Raw genomic sequence first — 19,309 nt, forward strand, 5'->3', positions numbered from 1 at the left:
ATGCACGCATCGACCTTCAACCCCGGGCTGTTCCGTGATCGCCAGGTGCTGGTCACAGGCGCCACCTCCGGCATCGGCGCCGCCATCGCCCTGCAGTTCGCCGAGCTGGGCGCCTCGGTGCTGGCCCTCGGGCTCGACGCCGATGGCGCGCTCACCCCGCGCCACCCGCTGGTGCGCCCGCAGGAGCTGGACGTGAGCGATTCCGCCGCGCTGGAAGCAGCCATCCAGGCCCTGCCCCGGCTGGATGTGCTGGTCAACTGCGCCGGCATCAGCCGCGACCGCGAGGAATACCAGCCGGCGAGCTTCGAGCGCGTGCTGCAGATCAACCTCGTCGCCGCGATGGGCGCCAGCCAGTGCGCCCGCGAGCTGCTGGCCCGCCAGGGCGGCAGCGTCGTCAACATCGCCTCGATGTTCAGCACCTTCGGCTCGGCCGACCGCCCGGCCTACAGCGCCAGCAAGGGCGCCATCGTGCAGCTGAGCAAGTCGCTGGCCATCGAGTACGCGGCCCTCGGCATCCGCGTCAACGCCATCGCCCCCGGCTGGATCGACACGCCCCTGGGCGCCGGCCTCAAGGCCGATGCGCAAGCCACCCGGCGGATCATGCAGCGCACGCCCCTGGAACGCTGGGGCGAACCGGCCGAAGTAGCAGCCGCCGTGGCCTTCCTCTGCAGCCCGGCGGCCAGCTTCATCACCGGCGCCGTGCTCGCCGTGGATGGCGGCTACCTCTGCACCTGAAGCCCTGACCCAACCCGAAAACGCCCACCCCGGAGCCCACGCCCCGGGGCGAGGCCCTGCTGCCCAAAACAACCGCGCCTTAACAACAACAAGAAAGGACCGCCCAACCATGACCCGCACCCTGGCCCGCAACGCCCTGCTCCTGAGCCTGCCCCTGCTGCCGCTGCCCGGCCTCGCCGACGAGGCCCCCGGCCCGCTGGCGGAGCTGGGCAGCCAGCTCGCCGAAAACGGCATCAAGACCCACGCGGTATTCCTCAGCCTGGCCGTGAAGAACCTCGACACCGGCCCGCGCCCGCACAGCTTCGGCAACAGCGGCGACCTGTTCCTCGGCGCCGACCTGGACCTGGGCAAAATGGCCGGCCTGGACGGCGCCGCCCTGCACATCGAGCAGACCCAGTTCATCCTCGACCGCAACACCGGCCAGCCCACCTCGGGCGCCTGGCAAGGGGCCGTCGGCAGCTACTTCGGCGGTGCGCCGATCCACAACGACATCGGCGCCAGCCAGCTGAGCCTGCTGACCTGGGAGCAGCAATGGCTCGACGGCAACCTGGAAACCCACCTGGGCCGCACCAACGCGCGCCGCTACTTCTTCATCTACAACTGCGAGAGCCAGGTCACCTGCAACGACCCGGTGATCGACGCCTCCACCGGCGTGCTGCCGCCGCCCTACGGCGCCTGGGGCGGCTACCTGAAATACAGCCTGACGCCGGAGCTGTACCTGCACGCCGGGGCCTTCGAATCCAACCCCGTGGACTACCTGAAAAAGCGCCACGGGCTGGACTTCAGCACCACCGACGCCAGCGGCACCAGCCTGCTCTACGGCATCGGCCGTCGCGAAGGCGCCGAGCGCAACCCCTACAGCTCCCACTACGAGCTCAACGGCTACCACAACACCTCAAAACAGAACGACCCGCTCACCGGCGCCAGCGAGCACGGCAGCAGCGGCGCCTTCTTCAAGTTCCAGCAAACGGTGTGGCGCGCCGACGGCGGCCAGGGTGATGCGCCCCAGGCAGCGCAACTGTTTGGCTCGCTGTCGGCCGCCGCTGATGACAAGCAGCCCTTCCGCCACTTCGCCGAGGCCGGCATCAGCTGGCTGGCCCCCTTCGAGCGCCCCGGCGACACACTCAACCTCAAGGCCAGCTACCTGCGCCTCAACCCGCACCAGTTGGAGTTCCAGCGCCAAAGCCGCATCGCCGCCGGTGGCGACCCGAGCCAGGGCTCGCGGGATGTCTACGCGCTGGAAGGCAACGGCCACTTCGCCCTCACCCGCCACCTCGCCCTGGAACCCAGCGTCCAGTACCTCTTCAACCCGGACAACTACTACAACCCCGGCGCCACCGAGATCAGTGGCGACGGCTTCGTCGTCGCCCTGCAGCTGACCCTCGACCTCGGCTCGCTGCTGGGCCTGTGAACCGCAAGGAATCCGCCATGACCTCACCCCGTCGCTTCGACTACATCATCGTCGGTGCCGGCTCGGCCGGCTGCGTGCTGGCCAACCGGCTCTCCGCCGACCCGGGCCTCTCGGTCTGCCTGATCGAGGCCGGCCCCAGCGACCGCAGCCTGTTCCCCGGCAGCTACATCCGCACGCCGGCGGGCATCATCCGCCTCATCGCCAACCCGAAATGGAACTGGATGCACCGCTTCAGCCACGCCACCGGCAACGGCGAAGTGGAAGTGCCCTGCCCGCGCGGCCGCGTGTGGGGCGGCTCCAGCGCCATCAATGGGATGATCTACATCCGTGGCCACCGCCACGACTACGACCAGTGGGCCGCCCAGGGCAACCGCGGCTGGAGCTACGACGAGGTGCTGCCCTACTTCCGCCGCTCGGAACACTTCGAGCCCGGCGCCTCGGCCTGGCACGGCCAGGGCGGCGAACTCAACGTCGCCGAGCTGCGCAGCCCCAGTGCGGTGAATGCGGTGTTCTACCAGGCCGGCGAAGAACTCGGCTGGCGCTACAACGCCGACTTCAACGGCAGTGATCAGGAAGGCATCGGCCCCTTCCACGTCACCCAGATCAACGGCGAACGCTGCAGCGCCGCGCGGGCCTTTCTCCACCCGGTGCTGGCGCGCCCCAACCTGCAGGTGCTCAGCGGCGCCCTCACCCACCGCGTGCTGCTGCAGGGCGACCGCGCGGTGGGCGTGGAAGTGAGCCAGGGCGAGGAATTGCTGCAGCTGCTCGCCGAGCGCGAGGTGATTCTCAGCGCCGGCAGCATCAACTCGCCGCAGCTGTTGATGCTCTCGGGCATCGGCCCGGCGGTGGAGCTGGCCCGCCACGGCATCGCCCTGCGCCACGAGCTGCCCGGCGTGGGCCAGAACCTGCAGGACCACCAGGACGTGGTGCTCATGTACCGCAGCGACGCCGCCCTGGGCTACGGCCTCTCCCTGCGCGGGCTCTGGCCGCTGCTGCGCTCGCCCTGGCAGTACCTGGCCGGCCGGCGCGGCCCACTCACCTCCAACACCGTGGAAGCCGGCGGCTTCCTGCGGCTCGACCCGGCCGCACCGACACCGGAACTGGGCCTGATCGTCGCCCCGGCACTGAAGAACCAGCCGCAACGGCCGGTGCCCTTCGGCCACGGCATCAGCCTGCACGTGGCGGTGATGCACCCGCAAAGCCGCGGCGAAGTGCGCCTGAACTCACCGGACCCGCGCGACAAACCGCACCTGGCCGCCAACTTCCTCAGCCACCCCGAAGACCTGCGCAAACTGGTGGAAGGCGTGCGCCTGGTACGCCGCCTGGCCGGCACCGCCGCCTTCCGCCAGCACCTGCGCGGCGAGCTGGTGCCCGGCAAAGCCATCGACAGCCAGGCGCAGATCGAGCAATGGATACGCCACAACCTCGGCACCGTGTTCCACCCCGTCGGCACCTGCAAGATGGGCCACGACCCGCTCGCCGTGGTCGACGACCAGCTACGCGTCCACGGCATAGACGGCCTGCGCGTGGTGGACGCCTCGATCATGCCCACCCTCATCACCGGCAACACCAACGCCCCGGCGATGATGATCGCGGAGAAGGCGGCGGAGATGATTCTGGGTACGCAGCGCGCTGCGACTCACCCGGAATCCAATGCCACCGCCCAGCCCGTGCTGACCTCTTAGGGTGCTCGGCATGTAGGGGCGACTTCAGTCGCCAAGCAGACCGCAGGTCTGCCACTCGGTATCGCAGGGGGATGCTGCGCATCCCTTGGCGACTGAAGTCGCCCCTACACCGCCCCGTCGTTTAGCCGGTCTCCTTCGCGCCCCCTATGCCACGCTCGCAAAGCGAAACCTGGATCGCCCGGCATGACCTGCCACGTTGTATGGCCGCGCGCGGTGATCCGTTGCTAAGAGATGGGCCGAGTTGGAAGCGGTTTTTCTAAAGGTGCAGAAATGAAAAACGCCGCATGGGGGGCGGCGTTACTGATGGGAATGGCGGCTATCGGCCATAAGCTGCCAATGGCGAGGGTCATCAATTAAAGCCGCTAGTTTTCTCCTCGGAAAGCAGTAATTGCGTTAGCTAATTCTTCGAAGTATTCATTTAGCAAACTCCGGCCCATGACTTTGTTTCCGATAGTCGATGGGTGGATTGATAGTGTCAAGTCATAATATAATATGCTGTCGTCGCTGCGGACACTACGTTTCGGTTCGTCTGCTGGCAAATATATGTGCGCCCTTGTTAGGCGAAAATGCTTATCAATACCTTGAGAGAAATTCGTAATCATGTCATGGAACGCATCATCATCAGCTACTCTAATAAAGAACCAAGCCGAGAAAAATCTATCATCCTCGAGCTCTAGATCCTCAATGATTTCGGACCAGTTTTTCTGAATATAAAATTTATCTAAATATTCTATGCTTGAGTTGCATTTTCGTAATACCTTAATAAATGAAATCTGCTCAAGCTCTTTGCACAGTTTCTCAAAGCCTCGATTTTTTTCTCTTTCTGAGTCCTCAGTCAACCTTCTTTTGGAATCGTCCGCCTCTGCATAATCTTCATAGCTCTCATACCCGCGCGCGCCTCCGCTCCTTGGTATAGAACCGGAGTCATAATAGTCATAATGATCCGGATCATAGTGATCGCTATGTTCAAGATAGCTGCGTAGCTTTACATGAAAGGTATAGAGTTGCCCATCCTCCAGTGCGTATCCGTCACCTAATGCATCCGCGACTTGTGCGGATCCAGTAATTGCGCGCTGAGTGTTTGGATACATATAATCGACATACCATTCGTACCCGCCGTTCTTGTCATCGTAGTAGACTGATCTTGGCCTCAGAAAATGCTTTTCGGGAAGCGTGATTCCTTCAATATCTGCGACTCTTTGCTTAATTGATTCCAAGTGATGGCTGTGACGCGATCCTATACGATTCTTTAGGTGGAAGTAGTATCCCTTGTATATGACCACCCATTGATTCGGCATGTCCGTTGCATAAATTTGCCAGTCTTCTGCAATTGCTGACACAGGGAAGAAACGTTGTGCCAAAGACCAATTCTGGGGCGTGGAGAGAAGTTGCTCAATCTTAACGGAATCCCAATAGCTGGCAACAACCGACTTTTGAGGGTTTTTCGAAATTCCCTCCAGTCTGTTTACTACGGCAGATGATGGGTAGGTAGAGCAAACAAGCAGATAGCCCTGACAATTATGATGTGCACAGCTATCTGAAATATCATCTAAATCTGCGATACCAACGGCCTTCCCACTGTTAGCGTTGTGCTTGCACTGAATTAGCCATGAGCGCTCATCTTGCTGAAAAAAACTGCCTCGTCTTTCAATACAAATTAAGTCGCGCCCCCCATCTGCACCTTTGCCGCTCCAGTAAACGGAGAAGCCCTGACGAAAAAGTAGCTCTCGCACCAGCAGTTCTAGGTCTTGACCGTCCGCCGAAAGCTCAGTGAAATCCAGCACTTCTAAATCTCCATAGTTAATGCCATTTATGCGTGTGGACTTCTTCGCCCATATCTACCAAACCCGTCTTCAATCATAGTCCAATTGACTCCCTATTTACTTGGCATCGCGCGTTGGCTGTAGACCGTCGTCTGCCTAGATTATTTGCAAGCTTATTGCGTGCATTTTAGGTGACAGCAATGGCACATTCTGCACCCTACGGCTGGTGAGCCGTGCATGGATGACCGCTTCTGGCCGATACTCACCCTTCAAACGCCCCCACCCCGCCCTTCCCTCCCCCATAAAAAACCTGGCCTGGCGCCGGGGTCAGGCCGCACGCGGAAAGACGATGATTTCACGTTGCGCTCCTCGTTGTGCACCAGCTCTTCGAAGCTCTTTCGACGATCTGCTCCAGCTCGATGCGACCGGTGACAAGGGCCGTTATGTCGAGGCGTATGACAGGGGCCGGGCCGGACGAGGCGCCAGCAGCAAGGCCAGCCACAACCAGGCGAACGGCACCGCCGCCCCCATGAGCAGGGTCGACGCGTAACCGCTGAGCGAGAAGGCGCAGATGCTGGCTGCCAACACAGCAAGCCCCCAGAGCAGGCCGGCACGCACGCGCCTGCCCAGGCTGCGGGCCAGGGCGTGGACGATGAACCGCCCGATGACCGAGGCAACGACGAGCACCTGCTCGACGCCCAGGATGGCGATGCCTGCCATGAAGGTGGGCCCTTCGGACGCCTCCCGCTCCACGGCCCAGAAGAACCAGGCGACCTGCGCCCAGTAGAGCACCGCCACCCCAGCCAGGGCCGCCAGGAATGCTCGCCATCCAGGGAGCAGCGCGGGCAGCGTGCCCACCAGCAACATCCCGATCAATGCCATGCCGTGCATGTGCCAACCTCCTTGTGTGGATCATCCTCGACGCCCGACGAGGCGGCTTCCCTGCCTGCGGTTGGGCGTACCCAGGGCGCCATCATCGACGGCGCGCACTCCAGTTCAATCCCCGGGATGAGTTCCTGTCGATGGGTTCGCAGAGGGGAGGCGCACGGCTCACCTACGGTCACCCTCGGCGTATCCCAGCACCCTTTCACAGATCCGTGCCGCCTCGATTTCCAACCTGCATTGGCAGTGGCACTATCGGCCAGCTGCATGGAAATGGATGTCGCCATGCGCGCTCGCCTGCCGAGGCGCTCTACCCGATATCCCACGCGCTCACGTTCACCTGACCCGCTCGGTTGCCGAGATAAGGACATCTCATGAACACCCTCGCCCTGCTTACCGACATCCTGCGAAAAACCAAGGCCTTCTCCGGCCGGGTGCCCAACAGCGCAAAGGACAAGGCCACTATCGTGGAGATATTCCGCGAGCTGATTCCGGCGAACGTTGCCTCGCTGGACCCCGACGTGATCGATGAGCCGCAAGACTACGAAGTGCTACTCGCTCGCCTGGCGGCCATCAGCAATGGCGGCCTGGCACCGGAGGACGTGCAGATCAAAGCCAGCCGCACCGGCAAGCTCACCCTGACCTTCACCCAGCAGCAGGAAACCCACTCGCTGAAGTTCACCCACGAGGGAGGCACCTACATCGATCAGAGCTTTCTCGATGCGCTGCACAAGCACTGCAAGAAAAAGCTTCCCGGCACCTTTCTCTTCACGTCGGAAGCGGAAAGCATCGAGGCGGTGTATTTACCCTTGAAGGCATTCAAGCGGGTGAACAACGAACTGCTCAGCACGCAAAGCACCGATGCCCTGGCCACGTTGATCCAGATCGGCGATGTTTACTCCATCAACTGGGACAGCATTCCGTACGACGTGGTGGAAGGGTTCACCCGGGACGGAGAGACCCTGATCACCGCCTTGATCAAGGCACCGTTCGCCGAGAAGCCCGGCAGCTGGGGCGCGACCCGTCGCATCGAGATTCTCGAAGGGCTCCAGGGCATGGCGAATGTCTTCCGGGCCAATGCCCATGGCGAGACGCCCCGCGAGATTGCACTGGCCAAGGGCTGGGATCACCTGGTGCCGGAACTCAGCGGCTGGCCCGTGAACACCGTACCCGTCACGACTATCCGAGAGCGGGCTGGCAAGGGTCACACCTGCTTCGAGGATGACCTCAAGGAAGCATTCGAACGGCTGGACGCAAAGGGCCTGTTCGAATCGATTCACTTCGACCCGAGCAACCCCTTCCAATACCTCCACATCTCCCACAGACCCGACTTCATCTATGGCGAAGACACGCTGCTCGTCTCCCGCTATCGATTTGGCGGCGCCGTGGTCGGCTATCGCGTTTTCAGCCAGAAGCGCGGTGAAAATGGCTGGTCGATCAGCCGATTCGTGCCGTTGGGCGAGGTCGATCAACTGTGTGAAGTGATCGAGCGCTACTGCACACACTCATTGGCCTGAGATCACTCCGGACGTAGGGTGCACTGCGCGCACCTGGGGCTCGCCGGAAGCACAGTGCGGCTAAACACACGGCACACCCTACGGCACCGAACTCATCCTGCAGGCCTTGTCGCCGGGTTCACTGCGCCCGGACGTAAACCCCGTCGAAGCTCACGTTCATGCCACCGCAGTTGTTGTTGTCATCGACGATCAGGAAGCGGCCGATACGGGTGTACTCGACAGCGCAGTCGTACTTGCCGTCGCCGTCCTTCGTCATGGCGTAGCGGCCTTTGGGCTTGAAGGTGCCGTCGATCTGCCCGATGTGGGTACTGGCGCCGCTGCCCCAGGTCGAATCGCCGGTCACGTGCAGGCCCGGCCCCTGCTCTTGCTGCTCGATGGTGAGGGTGCTGGCCCAGGCCTTCCAGGTGCCCAGCCAATCGCTGGTTTCCGGCAAGGGGTCAGCGGCTGGCGCGAGGTTCACCAACTCGATCCAGCCCACGGTTTCGCGCTTCTTGCCCTGGTACCAGGCACAGGCCCAACCGCCTTCGATCTTGTTGACCAGCACCTCATCGCCCTCGATGAGGTACGCCTTCTGCTGGCAGCCCTCGGATTCGGGGCAGCGCTCGTCGTCCTTGAAGAAGTGCGTCTGGTGCTTGTTCACGACCTTGTACAGCTGGCTGAACTTGCCCTCGGAGGGGAAATAGCCATTTCGGCAGCTGAAGGGCTCGATGTCCTCTGCGTGGCTGGGCAGGCAGATCAGCGCCAAGGCGCTGGTGAGAAGAAAGGGAGTGATCTTGTGCATGAAGGGCCGGTCCTTGCCACTGTGACCGCTGCGGGGCGACAGGCCCGGCGGCGAAGAGGGAGCGGGAATCTAGCGACGTGCGCCCGCGAGGGTCAACTCGTACATCTGTACTAAGCGTGATCCGGTGATCACTTCGAACCGTTGCCGCTCTTCGTAGGGTGGATGGCGCTCTTTTCATCCACCATCGGAGTCCCATCCGGCACCGCCTGGTGGACATGAAGAGCGATGTCCACCCTACACACGGAACCACTCCGTGCTGGCTGTTACGGCACTTCGTAGGGCGGGTGAAACCCGCGAGTCCCCTGCCCCACAGCTGTCGGGTTGCACCCGACCTACAGGCTGCCCTTCGTAGGGTGGATGGCGCTTTTTTCATCCACCATCGGAGTCCCGTCCAGCACCGCACTGTGGACATGAAGAGCGATGGCCACCCTACGCACGGACCCGCTCCGTGCTGGCTGTTACGGCACTTCGTAGGGCGGGTGAAACCCGCGAGTTCCTGCCCCACAGCTGTCGGGTTGCACCCGACCTACAGGCGGCTCTTCGTCGGGTGGATGGCGCTCTTTCATCCACCATCGGGCTCACGATTGGCACCGCCTGGTGGGCATGTAGAGCGATGTCCCCCACACACGGGCCTACTCCGTGCAGGCTGTTGCAGCGTCGCCGCTCGATAAATCTATACAAATACTTATACAAAGCTAATATTTGTATAATTTTATCACCCACCCACAGACCGGGAGAGACCACCATGGGCCTGGCGATATCCCCCGCTTCGGCGCTACGCCGTGCCGTCCTGCTATGCCTGCTTCTGATAGCCGCGCCGTGCTGGGCCGACTGGCGGGGCGAGCTTCCCAAGGCCGAGCTGGTCGGCCAGGGCGATTTCACCTGGTTCGGCCTGCGGGTGTACCAGGCCCGCCTATGGAGCCCGGCGGCGCCCATCGACTGGGAGCAGCCCTTCGCCCTGGAGCTCATCTACAGCCGCGAGCTGTCGCGAGATACCCTGGTGCAGGCCAGCCTGGACGAGATGCGCCGCCTGGGCGGTTCCTCGCTGGACGAGGCGCGCCTGGCGGCCTGGGACGGCGAGATGCGCCAGGCCTTCGTCGATGTGCAGCCGGGCCAGCGCATCACCGGCCTCTACCTGCCGGGCGAAGGCAGCCGCTTCTACGTCGACGGCCAGTTCCGCCACGCGGTGGCCGATGCCGATTTCGCCCAGGCGTTCTTCGCCATCTGGCTGGATGCCCGTACCCGTAATCCCGAGCTGCGCCGCGAGCTGCTCGGGCTCAATGAGACAAGCCAATGAGGAGGCCGATGATGCGTGCCGTAATAGGGTTGCTGTGCTGCCTGCTGCTCGCCGGGTGTGGCGGTGTGGAGGTCGATCACTACGCCAAGGAGCGCCCGCAGCTGGACCTGCCGGGGTTCTTCTCCCGGCCGGTGCAGGCCTGGGGCATCTTCCAGAACCGCTCGGGCGAGGTGGTCAAGCGCTTCAAGGTGGACATCACCAGCCACCGCGAGGGCGAGCGGCTGATTCTTGACGAACGCTTCCTCTACAGCGACGGCACCCGCCAGCAGCGGGTGTGGACCCTGCAACCGCTGGGTGATGGACGCTGGCGCGGCCGCGCGGCGGACGTCATAGGCGAGGCCGATGGCGAGGTGGCAGGCAACGCCCTGCGCTGGCGCTACACGCTGAACCTGGAAGTGGACGGCTCGACCTGGGAAGTGGATTTCGACGACTGGATGTACCTGATGGACGAGGACACCCTGATCAACCGCTCGAGCATGAGCAAGCTCGGCGTCGAACTGGGCCAGGTGACCCTGTTCTTCCGCCGCGATGCCGCGTTGCACAACTGACTGACCAAGCGTGAGCCGGAGGACTGGGCGATGAATCTCCAACAACTTGGCGAAGCCGCGCTGGCGGGCCGTATCGAAGGGCTCGACGTGGTATCCCTGGAGGGCGGCTTCTACATCCTCCAGGCGCGCCTCGCTTCGGGCCTCGAAGGGGTGCTGGACGAGCAGGGCAAGGTCTTGCGCCTGCGTTCGACGACCCAGCTCCGCGACCTGCTGCAGGGTTTGCCACGGCTGCCTTGCGAGCTGGTGCAACATTGCGTCCACGACGAGATGTGCGGCGCCCGCGAAGGCCCGCTGGAACCGCTGCGCCTGCCCCTGTCGCTGGACTCGCAATGGTGAACGGCCACGTTCGCCGGCTCGGCCTGGTGCTGGGCGACCAGCTCAGCTTCGACCTTTCGCTGTTCGCGGCCCTCGACCCGGCCCGCGACGCGGTGCTGATGGCGGAGGTCAACGAAGAGGCGAGCTACGTGCCGCACCACCCGCACAAGATCGTGCTGGTCTTCAGCGCCATGCGCCACTTCGCGGCTGCACTGGAGCAGCGTGGCTGGCGGGTGATCTACACCCGGCTCGACGCACCCGACAACAGCGGCAGCCTGGCGGGCGAGCTGCGCCGCTGGCACGCCGCCCTGGGCGAGCCGGAGCTGCACCTGACCGAGTGCGGCGAATGGCGCGTGGAGGACGCACTGCGCGCCACCGGGTTGCCGCTGAACTGGCACGCCGACAGCCGCTTCCTCTGCTCCCGCGAGGCGTTCGCGCGCTGGGCGGGTGAGCGCAAGCAACTGCGCATGGAGTTGTTCTACCGCGAGATGCGCAAGCGCAGCGGCCTGCTGCTGGAGCCGGACGGCCAGCCGCTGGGGGGCAGCTGGAACTTCGACGCCGACAATCGCAAGGCGCTGCCCAAGGGCGTGCGCGGCCCCTTTCCCGCGCGCTTCGGCCAGGACGCCATCACCCGCGAGGTGGTGGCCCTGGTGGGCGAGCGCTTCGCCCACCATTACGGGCACCTGGAGGGCTTCGACTACCCGGTGACCCACGCCGAGGCCCAGGCGCTCTGGCAGCACTTCCTGGCGTTCGCCCTGCCCGCCTTCGGCGACTACCAGGACGCCATGGCCGAAGGCGAGCCCTACCTCTTCCACGCACGCATCAGCGCCGCCCTGAACATCGGCCTGCTGGACCTGCGCCAGCTCTGCGCCGACGTGGAGAGCGCCCACCGCCAGGGCCAGGTGCCGCTCAACGCGGCGGAAGGTTTCATCCGCCAGTTGATCGGCTGGCGCGAGTACGTGCGCGGCATCTACTGGCTACGCATGCCGGACTACGCCACGCTCAACGTCTTCGGCAACAGCCGGCCGTTGCCGGCGTTCTACTGGACCGGCCGCACCGAGATGCGCTGCATGGCCCAGGCCATCGGCCAGACCCTGGAGCTGGGCTATGCGCACCACATCCAGCGGCTGATGGTGACCGGCAACTTCGCCCTGCTCGCCGGCATCGCCCCCGCGGCCATCTGCGAGTGGTACCTGGCGGTCTACCTGGACGCCTTCGAGTGGGTGGAGCTGCCCAACACCCTGGGCATGGTGATGCACGCCGACGGCGGCTACCTCGGCTCCAAGCCCTATTGCGCCAGCGGCCGCTACATCCAGCGCATGTCCGACCATTGCGCGTCGTGCCGCTACCGCGTGGACCGTGCCACCGAGGAGGACGCCTGCCCGTTCAACGCGCTCTACTGGCACTTCCTGATGCGCCACAGCGAGCGCCTGAGCCGCAACCCGCGCCTGGCCATGCCCTATCGCAACCTGCAGCGCATGGACCAGGCCCGGGTCGATGCGCTCTGGGAGCGCGGCGAATGGCTGCTGGCACGGCTGGATGCCGGCGAGGCGCTGTGAAGAAGGCGCACCTGCCGCAAAAGACCTGCGCGGTGTGCGGCCGACCCTTCGCCTGGCGCCGCCGCTGGGCGCACTGCTGGGACGAGGTGCGTTACTGCTCCGAGCGCTGCCGTCGCCAGCGCCACGCGGCTCAGTGAAGGTGGGCAGCCGCCCCGCTCGCCTCTGCGCCGCTCTTCAGTGCGTCTTGAGGATCACGCCGCTCATGTACTGGTTGAGGTCGCGAAAATCCTGAACGCTCCAGGCGTGAGGCGGGATCTTCACGCCGTTCTCCTGCAGGGTGCGGGGAATCAGGTTGCCGTTGGGGCGGAGAATCACCGACGAGACGATGACGCCCGGGTAGTCCGCCAGCCGCTGCTTGAACGCAGCCGTGGTCAGGTCGGGGGTGGGCGGGTCGCTCTTGTGGGCCAGGGGCCCGGTGCCCTTGATATCCGCCCCGAGGCACACGGCGCATCGCTGCTGGTAGAGCGTCTTGCCGTTGGCGATACCCGCAAGACAGGACAGGGGCTGGGTGAGTGACAGCGCGCCCAGCAGCGCGATAAGCGACGGTTTGATTTTCATACGGCCTTGTACGAACCAGACAGGGATCGAGGGTGTGCCTCGGCGTTGCTCCTGCAACACGCGCGTCGTCCAGAAAGGTCGACCGGCACGCCGCCATGGTCCCACAGGCAGCCGCTCTAGCGTCAGGGTTTTCGTGTCATGCCGGGCGCAGAGGTGATGGGGTTCGAGCGGGGTGCCAGGGAGCGCCCTACTCGCCCGCCTGGGCTTCCATGCGCTGCCGCGTGCCTGCGTCCAGCTGCTCGCGAATGGCCGCGAACAGCGGCTCGCCGCTGGTGTAGCGGCGCCCGTAGTCGAGGTTGAAGGCGTAGTCGAAGTCCGCCGGGTTGGCGCCCTGGTTGTGCTGCAGCAGGGTCTCCAGCTTGTCCAGCGCCTTGACCGCCAGCGCCTCGGGGGAGGCGGCGCTCTCGTAGTCATCCCACAGCGCGAGAATCTCGTCGCGCAGCCCGGCATCGAGGGTGCGGGTCAGGGTCAGCAGGTCCTCGCGCTCCTGGGCGCCCTTGTCGGGATGGCCGCCCTGCTCGATGGCGGGGATGTCGCCGTGGATGGCTTCGCCCAGGTCGTGGACCACGCACATCTTCAGCACCCGCAGCAGGTCGAGCCCGGCCAGTTCATCGGCGAAGGTGATGGCCATCAGGCACAGGCGCCAGCTGTGTTCGGCGGTGCTTTCCGCGCGCCCGCCGGAGGTGTGGGCGCTGCGCAGCACGTCCTTGAGGCGCTCCGCCTCGCGGAGGAAGTCGAGCCGTCCCTTGATCCTGTCGATGTTCATGGTTCACCCGCGAATATGGCCATTGGGGCGCAGGGGGCGCCCTTGCAAACGCACAGCCTAGGCGCGGGGGCGATGCCGCGTCCACGCATGGATTATGCGTGGGCGGCTGGGGCTCAGAGGGTTTCCACAAGGCGCGCGGCGGTGCCATCGGAGAGGGTCATGCGCGTCCAGCGGCACAGGCCCTGGCGGATGGGCACGATGGCGGAGTCATTGGCGCCGCTGCCGAACTCCAGCGCCGGCGGCATCAGCAGGTCGCGCCAGCCCAGGGCATCCAGGGCCGCTTCCTTGCGCGCGATCTCCGGCGTTGCGTAGCGCCACAGCGAGCGCCCCATCAGCTCGGCCAGGGGCACGGAGAATTCGGCAGCGCGAGCGGTGGAACAGGCCAGCAGGCGGTGGCTGAGATCGCAGACCAGGTGCACGGCGCGCGGGCTGTCGCTCACCAGCCGCGCCAGGGCCTGGTCAGCTGCGGCCTCCAGCCGGGCGGCCAGCATCTGCTCCACCCGCGCCCGCTCGGCGGGCTCCATCTCCTGCACGCCGCTTTCCCAGCGCGAGATGGTCGATTGCGCCACGCCGAACAGCTGCGCCGCATGGGCCTGCTTGACCCGATGCAGCAGGCGCCAACGCCGCAGCGCGACGCCGAGCACGGCCGGTTTCAGAAGGCTGTCGTTCATGGTGCGGGCCCAGGGGAAATCCGTGGAAAGAGAGCGGATTTTGCAGGCTCATGCGGAACGCGGCCAGATAATCCTGTGATTCCCGACGATGGGTTGCGCAAGGTGCCGTAGGTTGGCGCCGAGCGCAGCGAGGCCCAACGCAACGATGCCCGGCCCCCGCTACGTTGGGCTTCGTGCCTCAACCCAACCTACGGAACATCGTGCCTCCCGGCGGCCTCCCCGGTGGACGAAAAGAGCGTCGTCCACCCTACACACCGGTCGGCACCGTGGTTTGGGTTGCGCTCAGTGCCGTAGGTTGGCGCCGAGCGCAGCGAGGCCCAACAGAGCGATACCCAGCCCCGCAAGCTGGATCAAAGGTGCCCCGTCTACCTGGCCAAAGCGGCAGCAACACTTGATGCGAACGCCACTTTTCTGCTGGGATGCCCGCCTCTTCCCATCGTTCCCAGGAGGCCTTCCATGGCGTCTTACCAGCAGCTGTTCGACATCGGCCAGGGCTTCGCCGACTTCCTCCGCAGCGGCCTGCCCACCGAGCGGGATGCCGCCAATGCAGTGGTGCAGAAGCTCGCGACGCCCGGCTGCATCGCCCCGGCGGCGCTCACCCGGCTGCAACGCATCGAGCGCCGCTACCACCTGCTGGTGGTGGGCGAGATGTGGTGCCCGGACTGCCAGATCAACGTCTCGGTGCTCGACTTCATCTGCCGCAGCCAGCCGCTGATCGACCTGGCGGTGATCACCAAGGGCCGCGCCGAGGACGACCTCAAGGCGCGCCTGAACCTCGACAGGGTTTCCATCCCGCTGGTGGTGGTGCTCGACGCCGCGTTCGAGCCGGTGGGGCTGTTCGTCGAGCGCCCACAGGCGGTGATCGGCGCCGGTGACGAGGTGCTGCGCGACTACAAGGCCGGCCTCTACCTGGAAGCCACGGTCGACGACCTGCTGGCGCTGCTCGAACAGGCCGAACAGCGCAGCGCCTGAGCCGCTGGCCCCCCCGTTGAGATGATGCCTAGGCGTCAGCGCCGAAGGCCTGTTGCAACAGCGCCGGCAGCAACTCGCCGGCCGGGCCCGCCAGGGCGAACTCGCGCTCGCCCTGCACCGCCACCGGCTGGGTGTTGAGGTGCAGCACGGTGGCGCCCGCCCTCAGCGCCAGGCGCGGAATGCTCGCGGCCGGCTCGACCACGCCCGAGGTGCCGATGGACAGCAGCAGGTCGCATTCCTCGGCCGCCGTGAAGGCGGCACGCAACACGTCCCCCGGCAACTGCTCGCCGAACCACACCACGCCCGGCCGCAGCTTGCCGTTGCAACGGGTGCAGCGCGGCGGCTCCACCCGGCGCCCCTCGTTCGGCTCGTCGGGCTTGGGTATCTCCAGCGCCGGCCGCGTGCAGGCGAAGCAGCGCAGCGCATCGAGGCGGCCATGCAGGTGCAGCGCCTCGCGGCTGCCGGCGCGCTCGTGGAGGTCGTCGACGTTCTGGGTGATGAGGGTGAGTTTCGGCACCAGGGTCGCCAGGCGGGCGATGGCCAGGTGCCCGGCATTGGGTTGGGCGCGGTGCACCAGGGTGCGGCGCCACTCGTACCAGCCCCAGACCAGGGCCGGGTCACGGCGGAAGCCCTCGGCGCTGGCCAGCTCGCTCGCCTCGTAGCGCTCCCAGAGCCCGGTCAGGCGGTCACGGAAGGTGGGGATGCCGCTCTCGGCGGAGATGCCGGCGCCGGTGAACACCACGAGGTGACGGGCCTTGGCCAGCAGGGAGGGATCGAAGCTCATCGACAGGGTCCGGTAACGAAGCGGGGCAACCACCCTGCCAGCATTGGTACGAGCGTTCAACGCCCCGGCGGGCAAGCGACGAACGAACCGCCTGGGTGTGCGCCAGTCAGCGTTTTTTATCGCCAGGAAGGTGGCCAAGGCGGCCGTCTTGACCGATATTGCTTGCCTGTTCCAACGGATAACGCCATGGACGCCACATCCTTCCCCGTTGCACCCGGCCCGATGAGCCGGCGGGTACGCGAACTCGACTGGGCACGGACGCCCCTCGGTCCCATCGCCGCCTGGCCCGCCAGCCTGCGGGTGGCCGTGGAAATGATGCTCGCCTCGCACTTTCCCAGCTGCCTGTTCTGGGGCCCCGAGCGCATCACCCTGTACAACGACGCCTTCAAGCCGATTCTCGGGGCCAAGCCCGAAGCCCTCGGCCGGCCCTTCGACGATGTATGGCGGGAGGCCTGGTACAGCATCGGCCCCATCGCCGACCGCGCCTTCACCGGCGAGGCCACCTTCATCGAAGACTTCCCGCTGGAGATCGACCGCAACGGGCGCCTGGAGCGCTGCTACTTCACCTTCTGCTACAGCCCGGTGCGCGACGAGCGCGGCGAGGTGGTGGGCGTGCTCGACACCGTGATCGAGACCACGGCGCAGCGGGTGGCCGAGCAGCAGCTGCGCCAGCTCACCCAGACCCTGGAGCGCCAGGTGGCCGACCGCACCCGCGATCGCAACCGCCTGTGGAACCTGTCGCCGGACGTGATGCTGATCACCCGCCTGGACATGACCATCACCGCCGCCAACCCGGCGCTGGGGCCGGTGCTGGGCTGGAGCGAAAAGGAACTGGTGGGCACCAGCTCCCTGGACCTGGTGCACGGCGATGACCTGTCCCTCGCCTGGGGCGCCAGCCACAGCCTGATGCAAGGCGAAACCCTGCGCGACTTCGACTGCCGCATGCGCCACAAGGACGGCAGCTACCGCTGGATCAGCTGGTCATCCAGCCCCGGCGAAGGCCATATCAGCGCCATCGGCCGCGATATCACCCAGGAGCGCGAACGCGCCGAAACCCTGCGCCAGACCGAAGAGCTGCTGCGCCAGAGCCAGAAGATGGAAGCGGTCGGCCAGCTCACCGGCGGCCTCGCCCACGACTTCAACAACCTCCTGGCCGGCATCAGCGGCAGCCTGGAGCTGCTCAAGCTGCGGGTGTCCCAGGGCCGCACCGGCGAGCTGGACCGCTACATCTCCACCGCACGCACCGCCGCCGAGCGTGCCGCCACCCTGACCCATCGCCTGCTGGCCTTCTCCCGCCGCCAGGCCCTGGACCCCAAGCCCACCAACGTCAACCGCCTGGTGGCCGGCATGCAGGAGCTGATCAGCCGCACCATGGGGCCGATGATCGAGGTGGAAGTGCTCAGCGGCCCCGAGCTGTGGACCGTGCTGGTGGACCCCAACCAGCTGGAAAGCGCCCTGCTCAACATCTGCATCAACGCCCGCGACGCCATGCCCGGCGGCGGCCGCCTCAGCATCGGCACCTGCAACCACCGCCTGGTGGAACCCCGCGCGGGGGAGCTGGGCCTGGCAGTGGGTGAATACCTCTCGCTGTGCGTGACCGACACCGGCACCGGCATGGCGGAAGAGGTGATCGCCCGCGTCTTCGACCCCTTCTTCACCACCAAGCCGGTGGGCCAGGGCACCGGCCTCGGCCTGTCGATGGTCTACGGTTTCGCCCGCCAGTCTGGCGGCGCGGTGCAGATCGCCTCGCAGCCGGGCGAAGGCACCAGCCTTTATATCCACCTGCCCCGCCACCACGGCGAGGAACGCATCGAGCACAACACCGGGTCGGAATTCGCACCCCGGGCCGAGCGCCAGGCCACGGTGCTGGTGGTGGACGACGAGTCGCCCCTGCGCATGCTCATCGGCGAGGTGCTGCGCGACCTGGGCTACCAGGTGCTGGAAGCGGTGGATGGCGCCTCGGGCCTGGCCCTGCTGGACAGCGAACAGCGCATCGACCTGCTGCTGGCCGATGTCGGCCTGCCCGGCGGCATGAACGGCAAGGAAATGGCCCGGCTCGCCCGGCGCCTGCGTCCGGAGCTGCGGGTGCTGTTCATCACCGGCTATGCGCAGAACAGCCTGTTCGACAACGAGCAGCTGGAGTCGGGCATGGAGGTGCTGGCCAAGCCCTTCGCCATCGAATCCCTCGCCTCACGGGTCAAGGGATTGCTGCAGAAAAGCGTGCAGCCACGCCAGCGCAGCGAGCGACAGGGCCCCTCGGCACGTACCGGCTGACCCCTAGCGGGTCAGCGGCAGCGCCAGCCCGGCGGCAGCGAACAGCGCCCCGCAGCAGCGGTTGAAGCCCTTGCCACTGCGCGCCAGCCAGGGCCGCACGCGGTGGGCCAGGCGCGCCAGCAGGTACTCCACCAGCGCCTCGATCAGCACGAAGGTCAGGGTCATCACCAGGAACTGCAGCCACAGCGGCTGCGCCGGGTCGAGGAACTGCGAAAGGAAGGCGCCGAAGAACAGGATCACCTTGGGGTTGGAAACCGCCGAGAACAGGCCCTGGCGGAACAGGCTGATGCCGCTGCGGCGCTGGCCCTCGCCACCGGTGGAAACCTGCACCGGCGGCGCCCGCCAGAGCTGCACGCCGAGCCAGATCAGGTACAGCCCGCCGGCCACCTTGAGCACCGTCAGCGCATCGGCCGAGGCCTTGAGCAGCGCGCCGATGCCGAACATCGACAAGGCCATGATCAGCACGAAGCCCAGCGCCCCGCCGGCAATGGTGAACAGCGCCCGGCGGTGACCATGCAACGCCCCGTGGGACAGCGCCAACAACGCATTCGGCCCAGGCGTGAGGGAAAGGCCGAGAACGGCCAGCAGGTAGATCAGCCAGGTGTGCAGTGCCATGGGGATCGGCCATCGAAGCGGGAAGGAGCAGCCAGTCTAACGAGCCGGCAATCCCCTTGAAATCCCCCTTCCCCGTCATGCCCCGCCCTCCCCTGTAGGAGCGAACTCATTCGCGATGGAATAGCCGGCCACTTGCAGACTCGTGCCGACTGCAAGTCTTTCGCGGCTGAAGCCGC

19 protein-coding genes are annotated in these 19,309 nt (G+C 65.6%); 11 read left to right on the top strand and 8 right to left on the bottom strand.

From position 1 onward, the window contains the following. The 3 genes from RTW82_RS28480 (at position 1) to RTW82_RS28490 (ending at position 3,831) form a co-directional block, all read left to right on the top strand. A complete protein-coding gene (locus RTW82_RS28480; RefSeq protein ID WP_316927184.1) occupies positions 1 to 735 on the top strand; it encodes an SDR family NAD(P)-dependent oxidoreductase in 735 nt (244 codons plus the stop codon). A 109-nt stretch (positions 736 to 844) separates the two neighbouring features. Beyond that, positions 845 to 2,146: a carbohydrate porin gene (locus RTW82_RS28485; RefSeq protein WP_316927185.1), complete on the top strand. Its 1,302-nt coding sequence runs from the start codon at positions 845 to 847 to the stop codon at positions 2,144 to 2,146. Between the two features lie 17 nt (positions 2,147 to 2,163). Further along, positions 2,164 to 3,831, top strand: coding sequence for a GMC family oxidoreductase (locus RTW82_RS28490; protein WP_316927186.1), 1,668 nt, complete (start codon positions 2,164 to 2,166; stop codon positions 3,829 to 3,831). A gap of 362 nt (positions 3,832 to 4,193) precedes the next feature. On the opposite strand, the gene RTW82_RS28495 is transcribed toward RTW82_RS28490, so the two are convergent. Together RTW82_RS28495 and RTW82_RS28500 are read right to left on the bottom strand one after the other, a co-directional pair. Then, complete coding sequence (locus RTW82_RS28495) at positions 4,194 to 5,615, bottom strand: restriction endonuclease (protein WP_316927187.1); 1,422 nt, start codon at positions 5,613 to 5,615, stop codon at positions 4,194 to 4,196. A 420-nt stretch (positions 5,616 to 6,035) separates the two neighbouring features. Beyond that, complete coding sequence (locus tag RTW82_RS28500) at positions 6,036 to 6,485, bottom strand: hypothetical protein (RefSeq protein ID WP_316927188.1); 450 nt, start codon at positions 6,483 to 6,485, stop codon at positions 6,036 to 6,038. Positions 6,486 to 6,850: 365 nt separating this feature from the next. Between RTW82_RS28500 and RTW82_RS28505 the strand changes: the two genes are divergently transcribed. Beyond that, positions 6,851 to 7,993 carry a hypothetical protein gene (locus RTW82_RS28505; protein WP_316927189.1) on the top strand — a complete coding sequence of 381 codons (1,143 nt, stop codon included), beginning with the start codon at positions 6,851 to 6,853 and terminating at the stop codon, positions 7,991 to 7,993. A 118-nt stretch (positions 7,994 to 8,111) separates the two neighbouring features. Here the strand turns inward: RTW82_RS28505 and RTW82_RS28510 are convergent, their stop codons facing one another. After that, positions 8,112 to 8,774 (bottom strand): hypothetical protein, encoded by a 663-nt coding sequence (locus RTW82_RS28510; protein WP_316927190.1) that lies wholly within the window; start codon positions 8,772 to 8,774, stop codon positions 8,112 to 8,114. A gap of 745 nt (positions 8,775 to 9,519) precedes the next feature. Here RTW82_RS28510 and RTW82_RS28515 point away from each other — a divergent pair. The 5 genes from RTW82_RS28515 to RTW82_RS28535 are packed head-to-tail and all read left to right on the top strand — an operon-like array spanning position 9,520 to position 12,630. Next, entirely contained in the window at positions 9,520 to 10,071 is a 552-nt protein-coding gene (locus RTW82_RS28515; RefSeq protein WP_316927191.1) for a chalcone isomerase family protein, read from the top strand. A gap of 11 nt (positions 10,072 to 10,082) precedes the next feature. Beyond that, positions 10,083 to 10,619, top strand: a complete 537-nt coding sequence (locus tag RTW82_RS28520) for a DUF3833 domain-containing protein (RefSeq protein ID WP_316927192.1) — start codon at positions 10,083 to 10,085, stop codon at positions 10,617 to 10,619. A gap of 30 nt (positions 10,620 to 10,649) precedes the next feature. Next, complete coding sequence (locus RTW82_RS28525; RefSeq protein WP_021220926.1) at positions 10,650 to 10,955, top strand: DUF6482 family protein; 306 nt, start codon at positions 10,650 to 10,652, stop codon at positions 10,953 to 10,955. Next, positions 10,949 to 12,493, top strand: coding sequence for a cryptochrome/photolyase family protein (locus RTW82_RS28530; RefSeq protein WP_410478869.1), 1,545 nt, complete (start codon positions 10,949 to 10,951; stop codon positions 12,491 to 12,493). The genes RTW82_RS28525 and RTW82_RS28530 overlap by 7 nt, the downstream gene beginning before the upstream one ends. Then, positions 12,490 to 12,630 (top strand): DUF2256 domain-containing protein, encoded by a 141-nt coding sequence (locus tag RTW82_RS28535; RefSeq protein WP_184491268.1) that lies wholly within the window; start codon positions 12,490 to 12,492, stop codon positions 12,628 to 12,630. Before RTW82_RS28530 ends, RTW82_RS28535 begins: the two co-directional genes overlap by 4 nt. A 37-nt stretch (positions 12,631 to 12,667) precedes the next feature. Here the strand turns inward: RTW82_RS28535 and RTW82_RS28540 are convergent, their stop codons facing one another. The 3 genes from RTW82_RS28540 to RTW82_RS28550 all read right to left on the bottom strand — a co-directional run bounded on the left by RTW82_RS28540 (position 12,668) and on the right by RTW82_RS28550 (position 14,488). Continuing rightward, positions 12,668 to 13,051 carry a c-type cytochrome gene (locus tag RTW82_RS28540; RefSeq protein WP_316927194.1) on the bottom strand — a complete coding sequence of 128 codons (384 nt, stop codon included), beginning with the start codon at positions 13,049 to 13,051 and terminating at the stop codon, positions 12,668 to 12,670. A 187-nt stretch (positions 13,052 to 13,238) separates the two neighbouring features. Continuing rightward, on the bottom strand, positions 13,239 to 13,817 hold the full coding sequence (locus RTW82_RS28545) for an HD domain-containing protein (RefSeq protein ID WP_316927195.1): 579 nt from the start codon (positions 13,815 to 13,817) through the stop codon (positions 13,239 to 13,241). Positions 13,818 to 13,930: 113 nt separating this feature from the next. Further along, entirely contained in the window at positions 13,931 to 14,488 is a 558-nt protein-coding gene (locus RTW82_RS28550; RefSeq protein WP_316927196.1) for a helix-turn-helix transcriptional regulator, read from the bottom strand. Positions 14,489 to 14,944: 456 nt separating this feature from the next. On the opposite strand from RTW82_RS28550, the gene RTW82_RS28555 reads away from it, so the two are divergent. Then, the gene (locus tag RTW82_RS28555) at positions 14,945 to 15,460 is read left to right on the top strand and encodes a thioredoxin family protein (protein WP_316927197.1); all 516 of its coding nucleotides are present in this window, start codon (positions 14,945 to 14,947) and stop codon (positions 15,458 to 15,460) included. A gap of 28 nt (positions 15,461 to 15,488) precedes the next feature. Here RTW82_RS28555 and RTW82_RS28560 read toward each other — a convergent pair whose 3' ends face one another. Beyond that, positions 15,489 to 16,244 carry an NAD-dependent deacylase gene (locus RTW82_RS28560; protein ID WP_316927198.1) on the bottom strand — a complete coding sequence of 252 codons (756 nt, stop codon included), beginning with the start codon at positions 16,242 to 16,244 and terminating at the stop codon, positions 15,489 to 15,491. A gap of 186 nt (positions 16,245 to 16,430) precedes the next feature. Here RTW82_RS28560 and RTW82_RS28565 point away from each other — a divergent pair, with 186 nt between their 5' ends. Continuing rightward, positions 16,431 to 18,518, top strand: a complete 2,088-nt coding sequence (locus RTW82_RS28565; protein ID WP_316927199.1) for a PAS domain-containing sensor histidine kinase — start codon at positions 16,431 to 16,433, stop codon at positions 18,516 to 18,518. A 3-nt stretch (positions 18,519 to 18,521) separates the two neighbouring features. Here the strand turns inward: RTW82_RS28565 and RTW82_RS28570 are convergent, their stop codons facing one another. Beyond that, positions 18,522 to 19,133 carry a LysE family translocator gene (locus RTW82_RS28570; protein WP_184491283.1) on the bottom strand — a complete coding sequence of 204 codons (612 nt, stop codon included), beginning with the start codon at positions 19,131 to 19,133 and terminating at the stop codon, positions 18,522 to 18,524. Positions 19,134 to 19,309: the final 176 nt, after the last annotated feature.

Origin of the sequence: Pseudomonas sp. zfem005, assembly GCF_032621735.1 — a bacterium.
GTDB lineage: Bacteria > Pseudomonadota > Gammaproteobacteria > Pseudomonadales > Pseudomonadaceae > Metapseudomonas > Metapseudomonas solani.